This is a genomic window from Streptomyces sp. CB02959 (assembly GCF_002803155.1).
Taxonomy (GTDB): Bacteria; Actinomycetota; Actinomycetes; order Streptomycetales; family Streptomycetaceae; genus Streptomyces.
The window spans coordinates 57,084-72,817 of the sequence record NZ_NNBP01000031.1 but is presented as its reverse complement, the minus strand read 5'-3'; the positions used below and the strand labels follow the sequence as shown (position 1 = coordinate 72,817).

The 15,734-nt window shown below is 70.2% G+C and carries 15 protein-coding genes and 1 pseudogene; 9 read left to right on the top strand and 7 right to left on the bottom strand.

Annotation, left to right across the window (positions count from 1 at the left end):
* Positions 1–13: 13 nt before the first annotated feature.
* Complete coding sequence (locus tag CG747_RS37590) at positions 14–1,102, bottom strand: NADH:flavin oxidoreductase (RefSeq protein ID WP_100606381.1); 1,089 nt, start codon at positions 1,100–1,102, stop codon at positions 14–16.
* A gap of 331 nt (positions 1,103–1,433) precedes the next feature.
* Here CG747_RS37590 and CG747_RS37585 point away from each other — a divergent pair, with 331 nt between their 5' ends.
* The 3 genes from CG747_RS37585 to car all read left to right on the top strand — a co-directional run bounded on the left by CG747_RS37585 (position 1,434) and on the right by car (position 7,016).
* Positions 1,434–2,219 carry an oxidoreductase gene (locus tag CG747_RS37585; protein ID WP_100606380.1) on the top strand — a complete coding sequence of 262 codons (786 nt, stop codon included), beginning with the start codon at positions 1,434–1,436 and terminating at the stop codon, positions 2,217–2,219.
* A gap of 41 nt (positions 2,220–2,260) precedes the next feature.
* Positions 2,261–3,457, top strand: coding sequence for a cytochrome P450 (locus tag CG747_RS37580; protein ID WP_100606379.1), 1,197 nt, complete (start codon positions 2,261–2,263; stop codon positions 3,455–3,457).
* A 97-nt stretch (positions 3,458–3,554) separates the two neighbouring features.
* Positions 3,555–7,016 (top strand): carboxylic acid reductase, encoded by a 3,462-nt coding sequence (car, locus tag CG747_RS37575; RefSeq protein WP_100606378.1) that lies wholly within the window; start codon positions 3,555–3,557, stop codon positions 7,014–7,016.
* On the opposite strand, the pseudogene CG747_RS37570 reads toward car, so the two are convergent.
* Positions 7,013–7,174, bottom strand: a pseudogene (locus CG747_RS37570) (IS630 family transposase); the annotation flags it as partial. The gene car and the pseudogene CG747_RS37570 sit on opposite strands and share 4 nt — an antisense overlap.
* A 74-nt stretch (positions 7,175–7,248) precedes the next feature.
* On the opposite strand from CG747_RS37570, the gene CG747_RS48450 reads away from it, so the two are divergent.
* Positions 7,249–7,419 carry a hypothetical protein gene (locus tag CG747_RS48450; RefSeq protein WP_180985873.1) on the top strand — a complete coding sequence of 57 codons (171 nt, stop codon included), beginning with the start codon at positions 7,249–7,251 and terminating at the stop codon, positions 7,417–7,419.
* A gap of 15 nt (positions 7,420–7,434) precedes the next feature.
* On the opposite strand, the gene CG747_RS37565 is transcribed toward CG747_RS48450, so the two are convergent.
* Together CG747_RS37565 and CG747_RS37560 are read right to left on the bottom strand one after the other, a co-directional pair.
* Positions 7,435–8,091, bottom strand: a complete 657-nt coding sequence (locus CG747_RS37565; protein ID WP_100606377.1) for a response regulator transcription factor — start codon at positions 8,089–8,091, stop codon at positions 7,435–7,437.
* A gap of 140 nt (positions 8,092–8,231) precedes the next feature.
* Positions 8,232–9,470, bottom strand: coding sequence for a sensor histidine kinase (locus CG747_RS37560; protein WP_257980996.1), 1,239 nt, complete (start codon positions 9,468–9,470; stop codon positions 8,232–8,234).
* Between the two features lie 161 nt (positions 9,471–9,631).
* On the opposite strand from CG747_RS37560, the gene CG747_RS37555 reads away from it, so the two are divergent.
* Positions 9,632–10,156 carry a hypothetical protein gene (locus CG747_RS37555; protein ID WP_100606375.1) on the top strand — a complete coding sequence of 175 codons (525 nt, stop codon included), beginning with the start codon at positions 9,632–9,634 and terminating at the stop codon, positions 10,154–10,156.
* A 124-nt stretch (positions 10,157–10,280) separates the two neighbouring features.
* Positions 10,281–10,415 (top strand): hypothetical protein, encoded by a 135-nt coding sequence (locus CG747_RS50130; protein ID WP_257980995.1) that lies wholly within the window; start codon positions 10,281–10,283, stop codon positions 10,413–10,415.
* 245 nt (positions 10,416–10,660) lie between these two features.
* Here the strand turns inward: CG747_RS50130 and CG747_RS37545 are convergent, their stop codons facing one another.
* Positions 10,661–11,035, bottom strand: a complete 375-nt coding sequence (locus CG747_RS37545; protein ID WP_100606374.1) for a cupin domain-containing protein — start codon at positions 11,033–11,035, stop codon at positions 10,661–10,663.
* A 67-nt stretch (positions 11,036–11,102) separates the two neighbouring features.
* Here CG747_RS37545 and CG747_RS37540 point away from each other — a divergent pair, with 67 nt between their 5' ends.
* The 3 genes from CG747_RS37540 to CG747_RS37525 all read left to right on the top strand — a co-directional run bounded on the left by CG747_RS37540 (position 11,103) and on the right by CG747_RS37525 (position 13,438).
* Positions 11,103–11,543 (top strand): MarR family winged helix-turn-helix transcriptional regulator, encoded by a 441-nt coding sequence (locus CG747_RS37540; protein ID WP_100606373.1) that lies wholly within the window; start codon positions 11,103–11,105, stop codon positions 11,541–11,543.
* 570 nt (positions 11,544–12,113) lie between these two features.
* The gene (locus CG747_RS37530) at positions 12,114–12,674 is read left to right on the top strand and encodes a hypothetical protein (protein ID WP_100606372.1); all 561 of its coding nucleotides are present in this window, start codon (positions 12,114–12,116) and stop codon (positions 12,672–12,674) included.
* 416 nt (positions 12,675–13,090) lie between these two features.
* Positions 13,091–13,438 carry a hypothetical protein gene (locus CG747_RS37525; protein ID WP_219621599.1) on the top strand — a complete coding sequence of 116 codons (348 nt, stop codon included), beginning with the start codon at positions 13,091–13,093 and terminating at the stop codon, positions 13,436–13,438.
* 368 nt (positions 13,439–13,806) lie between these two features.
* Here the strand turns inward: CG747_RS37525 and CG747_RS37520 are convergent, their stop codons facing one another.
* Together CG747_RS37520 and CG747_RS37515 are read right to left on the bottom strand one after the other, a co-directional pair.
* Positions 13,807–14,427 carry a sigma-70 family RNA polymerase sigma factor gene (locus tag CG747_RS37520; RefSeq protein WP_100606370.1) on the bottom strand — a complete coding sequence of 207 codons (621 nt, stop codon included), beginning with the start codon at positions 14,425–14,427 and terminating at the stop codon, positions 13,807–13,809.
* A gap of 398 nt (positions 14,428–14,825) precedes the next feature.
* Positions 14,826–15,662: a PE-PGRS family protein gene (locus CG747_RS37515; RefSeq protein WP_146022223.1), complete on the bottom strand. Its 837-nt coding sequence runs from the start codon at positions 15,660–15,662 to the stop codon at positions 14,826–14,828.
* Positions 15,663–15,734 lie beyond the last annotated feature (72 nt).

Sequence of the window (15,734 nt, the reverse complement as noted above, 5' to 3'; positions counted from 1 at the left end):
AAGCCTTCCGTCGTCAGGCCAGGGTCTTGAGCACGTCGGGGTCGTAGGGAACGGTGCGCGCCAGTTCGCCGTTGAGCGCCAGTGCCGCCCAGTCCGGGTTGGCCAGCAGCGTCCTGCCCACCGCGACCAGGTCGAACTCGTCGCGCGCCAGGCGGGCCACCAGTTCGTCGATGCCGGTCACATCGGCCTGCCTTGTGAAGCCCTGGGTGAACTCGCCCTCGCCGTACTGCCTGTCCAGGCCGACCGAGCCGACCGTCACGGCGGCCTTGCCGCTGAGCTTGCGCACCCACCCGGCGAGGTTGAGGGTGCTGCCGTCGAACTCGGGCTGCCAATAGCGGCGGGTGGAGGCATGGAAGACGTCGACACCGGCGTCGGCCAACGGGGTCAGCAGCTGCGCCAGTTCGTCCGGGCTCTCCGCGATGCGCGCGTCGTAGGCGTTGAGCTTCCACTGGGAGAGCCGGAAGAAGACCGGGAAGCCGGGACCGACGGCCGCGCGGACGGCCTGGACGATCTCGGCGGCGAAGCGGGCGCGGGAGGCCGGGTCACCGCCGTAGCGGTCGGTGCGCCGGTTGGTGCCGTGCCACAGGAAGTCGTCGATCAGATAGCCGTGCGCGCCGTGTAACTCGACGCCGTCGAAGCCGAGTTGCTCGGCGGTGGCGGCGCCCTCGGCGAAGGCGGCGACGGCGTCGTCGATGTCCTGCTGAGTCATGGCTTTCCCGGCGGGGGTGCCGTCCAGCCCGAGCCCGGAGGGGCCCTCGGCGGGCGGCTCGGTGCCGGGCCGTAGGACGCCGGTGTGCCACAGCTGCGGAACGATCCGGCCGCCGGCCTCGTGCACCCGCCGCACCACGTGGGCCCAACCGGCGAGCGGCCGCTCGCCGTGGAACTGGGGCACGTTGTCGTACGCGCCTGCGGCGGGGCGGTTGATGTAGGTGCCCTCGGTGATGATCAACCCGACCCGGTGGGCGGCCCGTCGGGCGTAGTACTCCGCCACGTCCGCGCCCGGTACGCCGCCGGGCGACTGCATTCTGGTCATCGGCGCCATCACGATCCGATTGGGGACCCTGAGGTCGCCCACGGAAAACGGTTCGTCCAGACTGGCCATTGTTCCTCATTCCTACCGGGTAGCCGGAGCGCCCGATTATCGACGGCACTGATCGCACCGTCCAGTCGGCAATGCCGATACGGCGATGCGGCGACACCTCGCACCGGTCGCAGCGTATTGACCGACTCGCATTGCATTGCACAAGGCGATCCAGTGCATCGAAAGATTCTGATTGACCCGGTCAACGGGATCGTAGAGAGTGACCGTAGTGATTCTGCGGCACCGTGATCAATCAGTCCCCGCGAAACTCCACTTCCCACTTCCACCGGAGAACTCCGCTCGCTGACGCGTGCCGTGCACCGGGTGCAGAGGACGGAAAGGGCAGGAATCCATGGCGAGCCAAGACCACCGTACCGCGGCGGTTCCGCAGGAGCTGGCGGGCAAGCGCGCCGTGGTCAGCGGCGGCAGCCGCGGTATCGGCGCCGCGATCGTGCGGAATCTGCTCGACGCCGGCGCGACCGTCGTCACCTCCGCCCGCAGCACGACCGAACACACGCCGTCCGCTGCCACGTTCGTCAAGGCCGATCTCAGCACGGCGGACGGCGTGCGGGAGTTCGCGGAGGCCGCGCTGGAGACACTGGGCGGGGTGGACATCATCGTCAACAACGCCGGCGGATGCCGCGCCTTCCAGAGCGCGCTGGAATTGGAGAAGGACTGGCAGTACACCGTCGATATCAATTTCCTCGCCGCCGTCCGGCTCAATGCTGCGCTCGTGCCGGCCATGCGGGAAAGCGGCGGCGGGACCATCGTCCATGTCTCCTCCATCGCCACCATTTCGTCGTACCCGATGATCGTCCATTACGCCGCCGCCAAGTCCGCGCTGGAGACGTACAGCAAGGGGCTCACCGCCGAGCTGGCGCCGGACGGCATCCGGGTCGTCGCGCTGTCGCTGGGAAACGTCGCCACCCCGGGCGCGGACGCGGCGCGCGAGCAGATCGTCGACTACCTCGGCGAGGCGGCGGAGAGTACGGGGTCGTGGGCCGACGAGATTCCGCTCGGGCGCCTCGGCCGGTCGCAGGACGTCGCCGACGCGGTGAGTTTCCTGGTCTCCCCCCGCGCGCAGTGGATCACCGGCAGCACCCTCGTCGTCGACGGCGGGCGGACCGCGGCCCTGTGACCAGTAGGCAATCGCACCCCACCATGGGAAGGACGGACACGATGACCGCGACAGGGGACGGGGTGCGGGCGTACCCCTTCGGTCGGACCGACCGGCTCGAACTGGACCCGAAGCTGGTCGAGATCTGCAGCGAGCACCCGGTGCTGCGCGTCACCCTGCCGTTCGGGGGCGATGCCTGGCTCGTCACCCGGCACTCCGACGTCAGGACCGTGCTGGCCGATCCGCGCTTCAGCCGTGCCGCCGCCGTGGGCGACGACGTGCCCCGCACGGTCGCGGTCGGCCTGCCGCGCACCTCCATGCTCAGCATGGACCCGCCGGAACACAGCCGGCTGCGGCGCCGGGTGGCGAACGCGTTCACCGTGCGCCGGGTGGAGAAGCTGCGCCCGCGCATCCAGGAGATCGTGCACGGCCTGATCGACGCCATGGTCGACACCGGCTCGCCGGCCGATCTGACCACGGCCCTCACCTGGCCGCTGCCGATCACGGTGATCTGCGAACTGCTCGGCGTGCCGACGGCCGACCGCGACCGGTTCAACGTCTGGGTGGACGGTCTGCTGATGCTCTCCGACCCGGACCGGGCCACGCAGGCCCGGGTGGACCTGGGGGACTACCTCTCCGGACTGATCGCGCGGCGCCGCACCGATCCCACCGACGACCTGCTCGGCGAACTGGTCGCCGTACAGGACGAGGAGGACCGGCTGGACGAGGAGGAGTTGGTCAGCCTCGGGGTCAGCCTGCTCTCCGCCGGCCAGGAGGCCACCGCCAACCAGATCGGCAACTTCGTCTACATCCTGCTGACCCACCCCGACCTCTGGCGGGAACTCGCCGCCGATCCCACACTGATCCCGGACGCGGTCGAGGAACTCTCCCGCTACGTCCCGATCAGCGCGACCGCCGGCTTCACCCGGATCGCCACCGAGGACGTGGAGCTGGGCGGGCAGACCATGCGCGCCGGCGACGCGGTGGTGGCCGAGCTGGGACTGGCCAACCGCGACCCCGAGGTGTTCGACCGCCCCGACGAGATCGACTTCCACCGCGGCACCGTCCCGCACGTCACCTTCGGGCACGGTGTGCACCACTGCCTGGGCGCACAGCTGGCCAGAGTGGAGTTGCGGGTCGTCCTGGAGACCCTGATCGAGCGGCTGCCCGGTCTGCGGCTCGCCGTTCCGGCCGACCGGTTGGGCTGGCGAACCGAACGCCTCATCCGCGGCGTGGCCGCACTGCCAGTCAACTGGTGAGAACCATCCGGGAGTTCGACAGCCAGGGGCCCGGCGACGCCCCCTCGCTCGTACATCAACGTACCAACACCACCGGGACGTCACGGAAGGGCTGACCATGGCCGAACGACTGGAGGCGAGCGTGGACACCGCGCCGGTGCACGATCCGGGCACGGGGCTCGCCCAGGCCCTGGCGGCCGTCGACCCGGACCGGCAACTCGCCGAGGTCATGGCCGCAGTCATGGAGGGCCACGGGGACCTCCCGGCCCTCGGCCAACGCGCCAGGGACCCGGTGACCGGACGCCTCCTCCCCCGGTTCGACACCCTCAGCTACCGCGAGCTGTGGGCTCGGGTCCGGGCGGTCGCCGGCCGCTGGTACCACGATCCGGAGCACCCGTTGGGCGCGGGCGAGCGCCTGTGCACCCTGGGCTTCGCCAGCACCGACTACGCCACGCTCGACCTGGCCTGTCTGCACATCGGCGTGGTGGCGGTGCCCCTACAGTACAGCGCGCCGCTGTCCCAACTCGCCCCGATCATCGAGGAGGCCGGGCCACTGGCCCTCGCCGCGAGCGTCGATCGGCTGGACACCGCCGTGGAAGCCGTCCTCGGGGCTCCCTCCGTCCGGCGCCTGATCGTGTTCGACCACCGCCCAGAGGCCGCCGACGAGCGCGCGGCCCTCGCCACCGCCCGGCAGCGCCTGGCCGACGCCGGAAGCCCCGTGGCTGTCGAAACGCTGGCCGAGGCGATCGACCGCGGCCGGGCCCTGCCGCCGCCTCCCCTCTTCACCGCCGAGCCGGGCGACGATCCGCTCGCGCTGCTCATCTACACCTCCGGCAGCACCGGCGCGCCCAAGGGGGCCATGTACACCCAGCGGCTGGCCGGCACCGCGTGGTACGGCTTCAGCTACGGGGCGGCGAACGACGTGACCGCCGTCAGCATCCTCTACATGCCGCAGAGCCATCTCGCCGGCCGCTACGCGCTGATGGGCTCGCTCGTCCGCGGCGGCATCGGCTACTTCACCGCCAGGAGCGACCTCTCCACCCTGTTCGAGGACATCGCGCTGGTGCGGCCCACGGAGCTGACCATGGTTCCGCGCGTCTGCGAAATGCTCTTCCAGCAGTACCAGAGCGAACTGGACCGGCGCGCCGGCGAACCGGGCGATGTCGAGGCCGCGGTCCGGACCGATCTGCGGGAGAACTTCCTGGGCGGCCGGGTGGCCAAGGCGTTCGTCGGCACCGCGCCGGTGTCGCCCGAGCTGGCAGCCTTCGTCGAGTCCTGCCTCGGCATCCACCTGTACACCGGTTACGGCTCCACCGAAGCCGGCGGGGTGCTGCTGGACACGGTGGTGCAGCGGCCACCGGTGATCGACTACAAGCTGGCGGACGTCCCGGAACTGGGCTACTACCGCACCGACCTGCCGTACCCGCGTGGGGAACTCCTGCTGAAGTCCGAGACCCTCATCCCCGGGTACTACAGGCGCCCCGAACTCACCGCCGAGATCTTCGACGAGGACGGCTACTACCGTACCGGCGACATCATGGCCGAGATCTGCCCCGACCGGCTGGTCCACGTCGACCGCACCAAGGACACCCTGAAGCTGTCCCAGGGCGAGTTCGTGGCCGTCTCCCGCCTGGAGGCCGTCTTCGCCGGCAGCCCTCTGATCCGGCAGACCTACGTCCACGGCAACAGTGAACGCGCCTTCCTGCTCGCGGTGGTGGTGCCCGCCCCGGACGCACTGGCCGATTGCGACGGGGACACCGAAGCACTCAAGGCGCTGCTCGGCACGGCCCTCCAGCGGACCGCCAGGGAAGCGGGACTCAACTCCTATGAGATTCCGCGCGACTTCCTGATCGAGACCGAGCCCTTCAGCCCCGAGAACGGCCTGCTCTCCGACAGTCACAAGGTGCTGCGCCCCAGACTCAGGGAGCGCTACGGCGAAGCCCTGGAGCAGCTGTACGCGGATCTCGACGAGGGCCGGGCACGGCAGTTGCGCGCCCTGCGGCAGGCCGGACCGGACCGCCCGGTGCTGGAAACGGTCATCCGGGCCGCCCAGGCACTGCTGGGCGGCGCGCACTCCGGACCGTCCGCCCCGACCGGCGCGGCCCGCTTCACCGACCTGGGCGGCGACTCCCTCTCGGCTCTGTCCTTCTCCCGGCTCCTGGAGGAGATCTGCCACGTCGAGGTACCGGTCGGGGTGGTCATCAGCCCCGCCAACGACCTCGCGGGAGTGGCCGGATACATCGAGGCGGCACGCCGGCCCGGGGCGCGGCGCCCCACCTTCGCCTCCGTACACGGCGAGCAGGCCACCACCGTCCGCGCCGCCGATCTCTCGCTGGAGAAGTTCCTCGACACCGCGACGCTCACCGCCGCCCCAGCCCTCCCCCGCCCCGACGGTGCCGTACGGACCGTCCTCCTCACCGGGGCCAACGGCTACCTCGGCCGCTTCCTGTGCCTGGAATGGCTGGAGCGCCTGGCACTCTCCGGCGGCAAGCTGATCTGCGTCGTCCGGGCCGGCAGCACGGCCCTCGCGGCACAGCGGCTGGAGGCGGCCTTCAACGGCGGCGACGGCGCCCTGCTCCGGCGCTTCCGGGACGCGGCCGACGGGACGCTGGAAGTGCTCGCGGGCGACATCGGCGAGCCGCACCTCGGGCTGGACGAGGATGCCTGGCACCGGCTGGCCAACACCGTGGACCTGATCGTCCATCCGGCTGCGTTGGTCAACCACGTACTTCCCTACCACCAGTTGTTCGGTCCGAACGTCGGCGGCACCGCCGAGCTGATCAGGTTGGCGCTTACCACGCGGCTGAAGCCCCTCACCTATCTCTCCACCGTCGCCGTGGGCCTCGGCGCACCGGCCACGGCGCTCGACGAGAACGCCGACATCCGCGACACGATCCCGGTGCGGCACCTCGACGAGAGCTACGCAGCCGGCTATGCGACCAGCAAGTGGGCCGGCGAGGTCCTGCTCCGGGAGGCACACGACCGGTGCGGGCTGCCGGTCACCACCTTCCGGTCGAACATCCTCCTCGCCCACAGCAGGTACCCGGGCCAGGTCAACGTCCCCGACATCCTCACCCGCCTGCTGCTCAGTCTCCTCGCAACCGGCATCGCGCCCCGCTCGTTCTACCGTGCCGCCGGCACCCGCGCCCACTACGACGGCCTGCCGGTCGACTTCACCGCCGCAGCCCTCACCTGCCTGAGCGCCCAGGCGACCGAGGACTACCGGACCTTCAACGTACTGAACCCGCACGACGACGGTGTCTCACTGGACACCTTCGTCGACTGGCTCATCGAGGCCGGCCACCCGATCCGGCGGATCGACGACTACGACGCCTGGCTCGCCCGCTTCACCACCGCCCTCCGCGCCCTGCCGGAGAAACAGCGCCCGCACTCGCTGCTCCCCCTGCTGCACGCCGTGGCACAGCCCGAGGATCCCGTCCCCGGTCCGGGCCTCCCTGCCGAGCACTTCCGCACCGCCGTACGAGCCACCGGGCACGGTCCCGGCCTGGACGTCCCCCGCCTGTCCGCCGACCTCATCCGCAAATACGCCACCGACCTGCGGTCCCTCGGCCTGCTCTAGTGTCCTGAGTCGGGGATTCGTGTGCAGTATGCGGCGACTTCGTCGGCGGTCTTGGTCCAGGTGAACGGTCGTGGGTTGTCGTTCCAGTCGGCCAGCCAGGCACGGATGTCGCGTTCGAGGGCCTGGACGGAGCCGTGGACTCCGCGCCGCAACTTCTTGGCGGCGCCGCTGGTGCTCAAGGCAACGCCAGCGCCAACGGCACGTGAGGGACCGGCCTAGCAGCGGTGCGAGGTTGTCGGCGTGCTACCGAACCGAGCGAACGCCGAGGGACGGTCTCGACGTCGTCCCCGTATGGGCCGGCGAGGCGCTGGACCTCATCGCCGAGACCGCCTCGGCGACCGACATCGTCGCCGAGCTCGCCGCGGGCGCGGAACGTGCCCTGGCGCTGGCGCAACGGACCTGATCCGCAGGGGGCTGATCAGATCAGGCCACGTTCCAGGGCCGTCACGACGGCCGCGGTCCGGTCCGTCACGTCCAGTTTCCGATAGGCGCGCAGCAGGTGCGTCTTCACGGTGGCCTCGCCGATGAACAGCCTGGTGGCGATCGCCGCGTTGGTGAGGCCCTGGCTGACCAGTCGCAACACTTCGGTTTCCCGGTCGGAGAGCGGTGGGGTCTCCACCGTCCGCGAGCGGAACAGCTTGGGAGCGAGCGACGGGGTCAGCACGGTCTCTCCGCGGGCTGCCGCCCGTACGGCGTCGATGAGTTCTGCCCGGGTGCTCCCCTTGAGGAGATAGCCGGCCGCGCCCTCCTCCACGGCGCGCAGGATGTCCGTGTCGCTTTCGTAGGTGGTGACGATGACGACCTTGCTGCCGGGTGCCTGGCGCAGGATGTGCCCGGTCGCCTCGACGCCGTCCATCCCGCCCATCCGCAGGTCGAGCAGCACGATGTCGGGTCGCAGCCGCCCCGCCAGGATCACCGCTTCCTCGCCGGATGCGGCCTGTCCGGCGACGGTGATGTCCGGGGCGGATTCCAGCATGGCGGACAGGCCCTCGCGGACGACCGGGTGGTCGTCCGCGAGGAGGACCCGGATCGGGTGGTCCGCCGCCGCGTCATCGGGCACCGTGTGGTGGTTCATCGCTCCCCGCGCCATCCCTTGTTCACCTGTTGCCTCGTGGGCCAGTTGCTCGGTCGGGCAACTGCTTTTGCCGGACGGTGGTTTCCGCCGGTCTTTTGCTCTGCCGGTCTGCCGGTCTGCCGGTCTGCCGGTCTGCCGGGTCACCGTTCGTCCGCGGGCTCGTCCTCGGCTCCCGGGTCCGCGGGCACCGTGATCGTGATCGTGGTGCCCCGACCCGGTCGGCTGTCGGCGGTGGCGTGTCCGTCGATCTCCTCGGCACGGGTCCGCATGCCGCGCAGCCCGTATCCCGCGTGGTCACGGTCGGCGGCGAAGCCGGCGCCATCGTCTGTGACGGTGAGGCGGACCGTGTACGGCTCGTAGGCCAGGGCGACGGTCACGGTGCGGGCCCCTTCGGCGTGCTTGCGGACGTTCGCCAGGGATTCCTGGGCGGACCGCAGCAGCACGACGGCGACGGGCATCGGTACCAGGCGTTCGGCGCCCTGGACGGTGCAGCGCACGGTCATCCTGGCTTGCTCGGACAGCGCGTCGGCCTGCCGGCGGATCGCACGCGCCAGGGAGCTCTCGCGGAGTGCGGGAGGGGTGCGGTCGGCGACGAAGTCCCGTGCCTCGGCCAGGCTCTCCCTGGCCACCCGCCCGGTCAGCGCCAGGTGCCGGGCCGCCAGCTCCGGTTGGTTCGCCAGTTCCGCTTCGGCGGCCTGGACGAGGGTGATGATGCTGGTCAGGCCCTGTGCGAGGGTGTCGTGGATCTCCCGGGCCAGCCGCTCGCGTTCGGCGGCGATGCCGGCCTGGCGGGACATCGCGGCGAGCTGCTCGCGGCTGCGGTGCAACTCCACGATCAGCTTGCCGCGTTCCCGGCTCTGCCGGACCACTTCGGTGATCCACAGGCCCAGCAGTACGGACAGCGCGATGCCGAGGAGCGAGAGCGGCAGCGCCGCGCGCCAGTCTCCGCCGGTCAGCAGGACGACGGCCGGTGGCGTGAGGTTGGCCAGTGAGGCCGTCGCGACCGCGGGCGCGGTGGGCAGCGCCATCATCACCATCGGGACGACGGCGAACAGAGCGAAGGAGCCGCCGATGGCGCAGGCCGTGGCGGTGGCGAAGAGAAGGAAGAGCCCTGCCACGAAGGTGATGTGACGCGGGCCGGCGGTGCGGTCGGCACCGCTGTGCAGCATGAGGCCGCGGCCGAGCGCCGCGTACCACGGGATGAGCAGGGTCAGTGCGGCGATGGCGAGGGCGCGCCGGAGCGGGTCGCCGCCGGTGTTGAAGAGCAGGACGGTGGTGACCGTGTAGCTGACGGCGAAGTATCCGTCCCACAGGCCGAACCAGCGGCTCCGTGCTTCGGGGGCGTGGCCCTCGCCGTTCCCCTGGGTGTCAGTGCGCACCTGTCCAGTCCTACCACCCCCGCCATGGCCGGCTGTCCACTGGTCGGTGGACAGCCGGTTCCCACGGTCGGGCGACGCCGGGTGCCGCCGCCCGGTCATAGCGTCGAGGACATCGGCGCAGCGGAAATATGCGCCAAGTGCCAAGGGAGATCTCGCCTTTCATGAGCGCCACGTCGTCTTTGTTCAGCCCGTTCCTGACCGCGCTGATCGCCAGCGTCACGATTCTCGGCATCATCCTCGCCACCGACCTCGGTCACCGGCGGCTCACCAATATGCGGATGCTGCGGTCCCTGATCGCCGTCGCCATTGTCATCGCGCTGTTCGTGCATTCGCTGCCGACCGGCGGGAACGACATCTCGATGCAGCTCGCCGGGATCGGCATCGGCGTGATCTGCGGACTGATAGCGGGCGCGCTGCTGCCCGCCGAACGCGCCGCCGACGGCGGCATTTACACCACTGGCGGGATCGGCTACGGGGTGCTGTGGATCGTCATCTCCAGCTCGCGGGTGCTGTTCGCGTACGGATCGGAGCACTGGTTCAGCCAGGGGATCATCACGTTCAGCATCGACTACGAGCTCAGCGGGCAGGACGTGTACGCCAACACCTTCGTCTTCATGTCGCTGGCGATGGTGCTGGCCCGTACGGGGGTGCTGCTGAGCAAGCGGCGGAAGCTGACGCGGGCCTGAGGCCGCGCGATGCTCCCGCCCGGGTCCGTGCGGGCCGGCTCGTTCCAGATGGACCACAGAGGTGTAGCCGCCCTCGACCAGGTGCTCGGCAGGCAGCAACCCGCGACGCGCCGGACGGGTGTGGATGCCGGGGAGGGCCTGGGCGTCGTTCGCGGCGGCCGAGGAGGTGGCCACATCCGTGATCACCTTGACGCTGTCGGAGGCGCACGTCTCGGTGACAGGCGCGGCGAACCCCTTCCAGCTGATGATGTGCCCGTGACGGACGCAACGCGCCGTGGTGTCGTAGGGCGAGACGATTGCCGAGGAGGAGGGCGGCGGGCCGCCGCCGGCGGCGGTGCGCCAGCGCAGACGGCCCGCCTCGTCAGAGACGGGACTTGCTCGCCGTAACGGGGACGGCGCGACAACGGACACCTCGACAACTGCATCGGTCTTCGAAACAGCCCCGAGCATGCCCGCTGATCATGCTGGCGCACCGGGAAACTCCAAGATCCCGACGGAGTCGAGCTAGTTGGCCCACGGCGGGGTGAGGGTGCTGCCGTCGGGGAGCGTGGCGTTGAGGCCGACACGGGTGGTGACCCAGATCTCCGCGGACCGGTCGGTGAGGTTGCTCAACGACAGCTCGGAGCCGGCGGGGGCCACCGCCGCATCGCCGGCGCCCAGTTCGGCCGTCTCGCCGTCGATGCTGAACTGCGGCCGGCCGGAGAGTACGTAGAACGCCTCCTCGTGACTGATCACGTGAGCGGGGGCCACCGTTCCGGCGGGGATCTCGGCGCGCCAGCCGGCCAGGTCCCCGCTGCCCGTGGCCGGGCGGAGGTACGAGGTGAAGCGGGCTCCGTGGATCTCGTGGACGACGGTCTCCGTACTGCGGACGAAAGGCATGGCAACCTCCAGGTGGTCAAGTCACTTGTCTATATAGACAAGCAGCTTGACCAGTTATAGTCAAGGCATGGATGACGCCCTCGCCTTCTCCGCGCTCGTGCTCGCACTCTCCGGTCGCCTGGTGCAGGAGATCCACACCCGCGTCTCCCAGCAAGGGTTCGAGGACCTCAGGCCGGTGCACGGCTTCGCGTTCGCCCGCATCGCCGCCGGTGACGCCACCACCGCCGACCTCGCCGAACACCTCGGCGTGACCAAGCAGGCCGCCGCCCAACTCGTCGCGGACCTGGTCCGCGCCGGATACCTGGACCGACGCCCGCACCCCGGCGACGCACGCGCCAAACTCCTGGAACTGACCGAGCGCGGCCGGGCCGCGACCCGCGTCGCCGACCAGGCAGCGCGGTCGGCCGTCGCACCGTGGCGCGAGGCGCTGGGCGAGGTCCGCTTCACCGAACTGGTCACCGACTTGACCCGGATCGCACCTCACGGACCGATCCGACCGGTGTGGTGAGGCAACGGGCACCCACGCCCCGGGGCACGCCCGAGAGCCCCGGCGCCAAGGACTCCCGGGCGTCGGGCGCCATGACGTTGTTTCAGTTGGTGAATCGGCGGTAGCGATGAGGGCTGCGGCTATGCAGACGAAGGCGAGGAAGCGTTCGGCCTGGCACCCGTAACGGCGGTGCAGGCGTCGGCAGTCGGCCGGCCAGCACACGGTGCGCTCGACCACCCAGCGCTGGCGGCTGAGCGCGCTGCGGCAAACGGGACCTCTGCTCGATGATCACAGGTCCCTTCTTGTTCAGGGCGCGATCTCGAAGGCGCCGGGCAGCGACATTGCTCAAGTCGGCGACACCCGGCCCGGATCGACGATGACGTGAGGTGGATGTTCCGGACAGCCCTGCGGGTCACCCGCCGACGACTGTGAGCGCGACGACGGTGCGCGCTTACCCGGATATGTCAAGAAATTCGGAAACATACTATTCAAACCCCATTTATCTGTGCTTCGAGTACTACGCTGGCGGCCGTGACCCCTGGGCCTGGTCTCCGCCTCTCACGTGCTGCTGTCTTCGCGGCGGTGTGTGTGGTGGCATCTGCTCTGGGGCACGCGCTGATGTCCGGTCAGACCGCGCCCGTACGGGCGGTGGCGTACGCGTTCGCCGCGACCACGGTGGGCGCGTGGTGGCTCACCGGACGGGAGCGCGGCGCGCTCGTGGTCACCGGCTCCGCCGTGGCTGCGCAGGTCGTGCTGCACACGGCGTTCAGCCTGTCGCAGTCGCCGACGGCATCCGCCGCGTCTGCACCGATGGCCGCGCACGACGGCATGGGCGGCATGGGCGGCTCCGTGGGCATGGCGGCCACCGGACACTCCTGGTCCCTCGGCATGGGGCTTGCGCATGGCCTGGCCGCGCTGATCTGCGGGTTGTGGCTATGGTGCGGTGAGGCGGCGGTATTCCGCCTGGGCCGGTCGTTGGTCGCCTCCGTCTTCGCGCCGCTGCGGCGTGCTCGGCGGTCATTCACCTACGTCGGCCCGACCTCCCCTGTACGTCCCGGGGCCGCTTACGGTCCCGTTCGGCGGCTGTGCACGTGGCCGCTGCGATACGCCGTCTTCCGCAGGGGCCCGCCGGTACGTCCGGTCTGCTGCTGACCGCTTGTCCCCTCACGCGGGTCGATGGGCGGATTGCCGACGTGCGCGGATGCCCGCACGCCGGCTCGATGCCAGCTGATAGCTGGGGCAGCGCCGGGACCACTGTCGGGTCGAACCATCATTGCGGTTTCGATCGTCAAGTCTGGGTTGGCGGCGGTAGCCGAAGGCCCAGAACCTTCAGGCCGGGAATATTCGCCGGATGTGTGCCATGGCGATTCCTTTGGGGACTCGCATGGCGAAACCGGCTGTGAAGATCTTGGAAGGCGAATCGCTGCATGCCGAAATCGAGAAGAGGTATGCCGTCACTTACGTTCGCTCTGCGCCAGCTCAACCGTCATGGGCTTCTTGCTCTGCGCTTGTCCCTCGGGGCTGTCTACGTATGGTTCGGGGCCCTCAAGGCAGCCGACTGCACCCCCGTGGGCAAGCTCGTTCGCGATGCCGTGCCGTTCACCACCCCGACCTGGTTCGTCTCTGCGGTGGGCGGCCTGGAAATCGTCGTAGGTCTCTGGTTCCTGTCCGGACGCCGCCTCAAGTGGTTGCTGCCTCTGTTCGCCGCCCACATGTTCAGTACCTTCAGCGTTCTGGTCTTTCTCCCGGGAATCGCCTTCCAGCACGCCGACCCCTGGCAGCTGACCATGACTGGCGAATTCGTCGTCAAGAACCTCGTCCTGCTCAGCGCCGGGCTCTTCCTGTGCAGCCACCCGGACGCATCCCGGGGACCCGAGCATGAAATGAGGGCAGCCGTGCGAGCTCTCAGGGTGTGAACCACGAGCTACTCAGCACGGCCTTGTCCCATGCTGCATTCACCGGCACCTGCCGCCAACAGGTCGACGATTTGTTGCTCGACGAACTCACGTCACTCTGGGAAGCGGCCGGGCCGGCTGGTACCCACCAGCGAGAACCGCCTGCCTGGAGGAGCCCGCAGACCCGGTCTGGGCACCCAGGCCACCCGCCTCACCCTCGACTACGATCTCGGTGAGCGTGGAGGTCGTACCGGTCTTCTTCCAGTGCGGGCCGTCAGAGGCCGGCGGCAGTGCGCCAGCAGGTTGCCGGTACGCCAGCCCGGGCGGGTGCTGTCCGCCTTATGGGGCCGCGTACCGGCAACACCGTGATCACCCGGAACCGGAGCCGCTCACGCCAGGACCACTCGGCGTACTTCCGCGCAGGTCTCGGCAGCCCTCAACCAGCCGATGAGGTCGGCGCGGGCGCGGGCCACCCGGGAGCGCACCGTACCGATCGGACAGCCCACGACCGCCGCGGCATCCGCGTACGGCATCCCGACCAACTGCGTGAGCACGAATACCTCGCGCCGCTCGCCGTCCAGCGCGTCGATCAGCTCGGTCAGTGCCAGTCCGTCGTCGAAGCCCGGCAGTCCGCTGGGCTGCCGGGCTTCCGCGACCGCCTGCCAGTCCTCGACGGCGGCGATGCGCGGACGGGCGGCGGCGGTCCGGTAGCGGTCGATCACCACGCGGCGGGCGATCGACAGCAGCCAGGTGCGGGCGCCGGAGCGTCCGGCGAATCGCGGCAGGCCGGTGAGGGCGCGCAGGAACGTGTCCTGGGCGAGATCGTCGGCGCTGCTCGGGTCGCCGCTCAGGCGCGCTACGAACCTCCACACGTCATGGTGGGCGGCGCGGATGAAACGTTCGACGGCGACCGGGTCACCGTCCCGCGCCGCCAGCGCCAAACTGGTCAGTTGCTCATTGTCCACTGCGGTCCGCTTGCCACGGGCCGGGCCGAGAAGAGCAGGAATCATCGCCACGTGTCCTTCGAGGGTGCGGGCCGTACCGAGGCATGGCACAGCCCGTCGCTGAGCGGCACTCCCAGCCCCCGAGCACCCCGTACGAAGGCCGGTGACGACGTCGAGGGACGACGGCCGGCGGACGTGCGTCTACGGGCAGGCCGGAGTGCCGCTGGGCCAAGGCCGGCGTGTGGGACAACGGTGCTCACGGATGTCGCAGGCAGCCGTGCGCACACGCCGGTACTCCGCCCGCCACCGATGCAATGCACCACGCAGAGGAAGGGGAGTGAGGGTCCCGGACGACATCGACAGCATTGCGTCATCGACGCCATTCGCATCAACGCATCAACGGCGTCGACGGCGGCGTTGCGCACTCCCGGGTGGCGCCGGGGCAGTTCCAGGACGAGCGGTGGTCAGCAGCAGATGGAGTGCCTGGGCGGGCCCCTGCGGGAGACGGCGTACTGCAGGAGCACCCCGCGCAGGCGCGCGACGTGCCCTGCGGCGCCCACCGGGCACTTGGACGGATTCCGGCCGATCGGCCCCAGCCTCGTCAGGACGAGCAGCAACGGCGCGAACAGCACCGCAGCCACGCTGCGGGCGAGCCGGAACGCGGCCGCCTCACCGCGCCACATCCACAGCCCGCACACCAGCGCGGCCAGCGCGTGGGCGAGGAACATGCCGGGCGCTCCGTGGCCGGCATGCATCGGCTGCATCTGACTTGTACTCATATCACCGTGCATGGTGGCCAGATGACCCATGTGCGCGGCGGAGGTCGCAGGCATGTCGGCTGTGCCCGCCATGCCGCTCATCCCGGATATGGCGTCCATCGGCGTCGGTGGGGACGCATGGACGGTCCCCGGGTCGAGGCCGGCCTGGTGCAGTATCCGGGCCGCCGACGCCTGCGGCTCGGACGCAGGAGCGGCGCTCGACGCACCGCGCGACAGCCTCGCCACCCCTTGCCTTTCGGGCGCGAGCGCGACGGTCGTACCGGCCCGGCACGCCTGCGCCAAGCTGAACAGGGAGTGCAGACCGAGCTGGGTCACCACGGTGGAACCGGTCACGGCGAACGCGCCGCGCTCCCGCCCCGCCAGCCACCAGGCCGCCCAGCCCGTAGTGCCGATTGCGGCGGTCAGAGCCCACCAGGGCAAGGGCTGCTCAGACATCAGCGCATGCCCCAAACCCGCGGTCGTCACGCACACCACCGCGAAGATCGCGGCGCGCACGGCGCGTAAAACCGACCCGGCAGTCACGTTGGACATCGTGCCAGCCGCCTCGCCGACTTGGGAGGGTGAGGGCGAGGTGCATCTCCAAGCCCGAGTGGT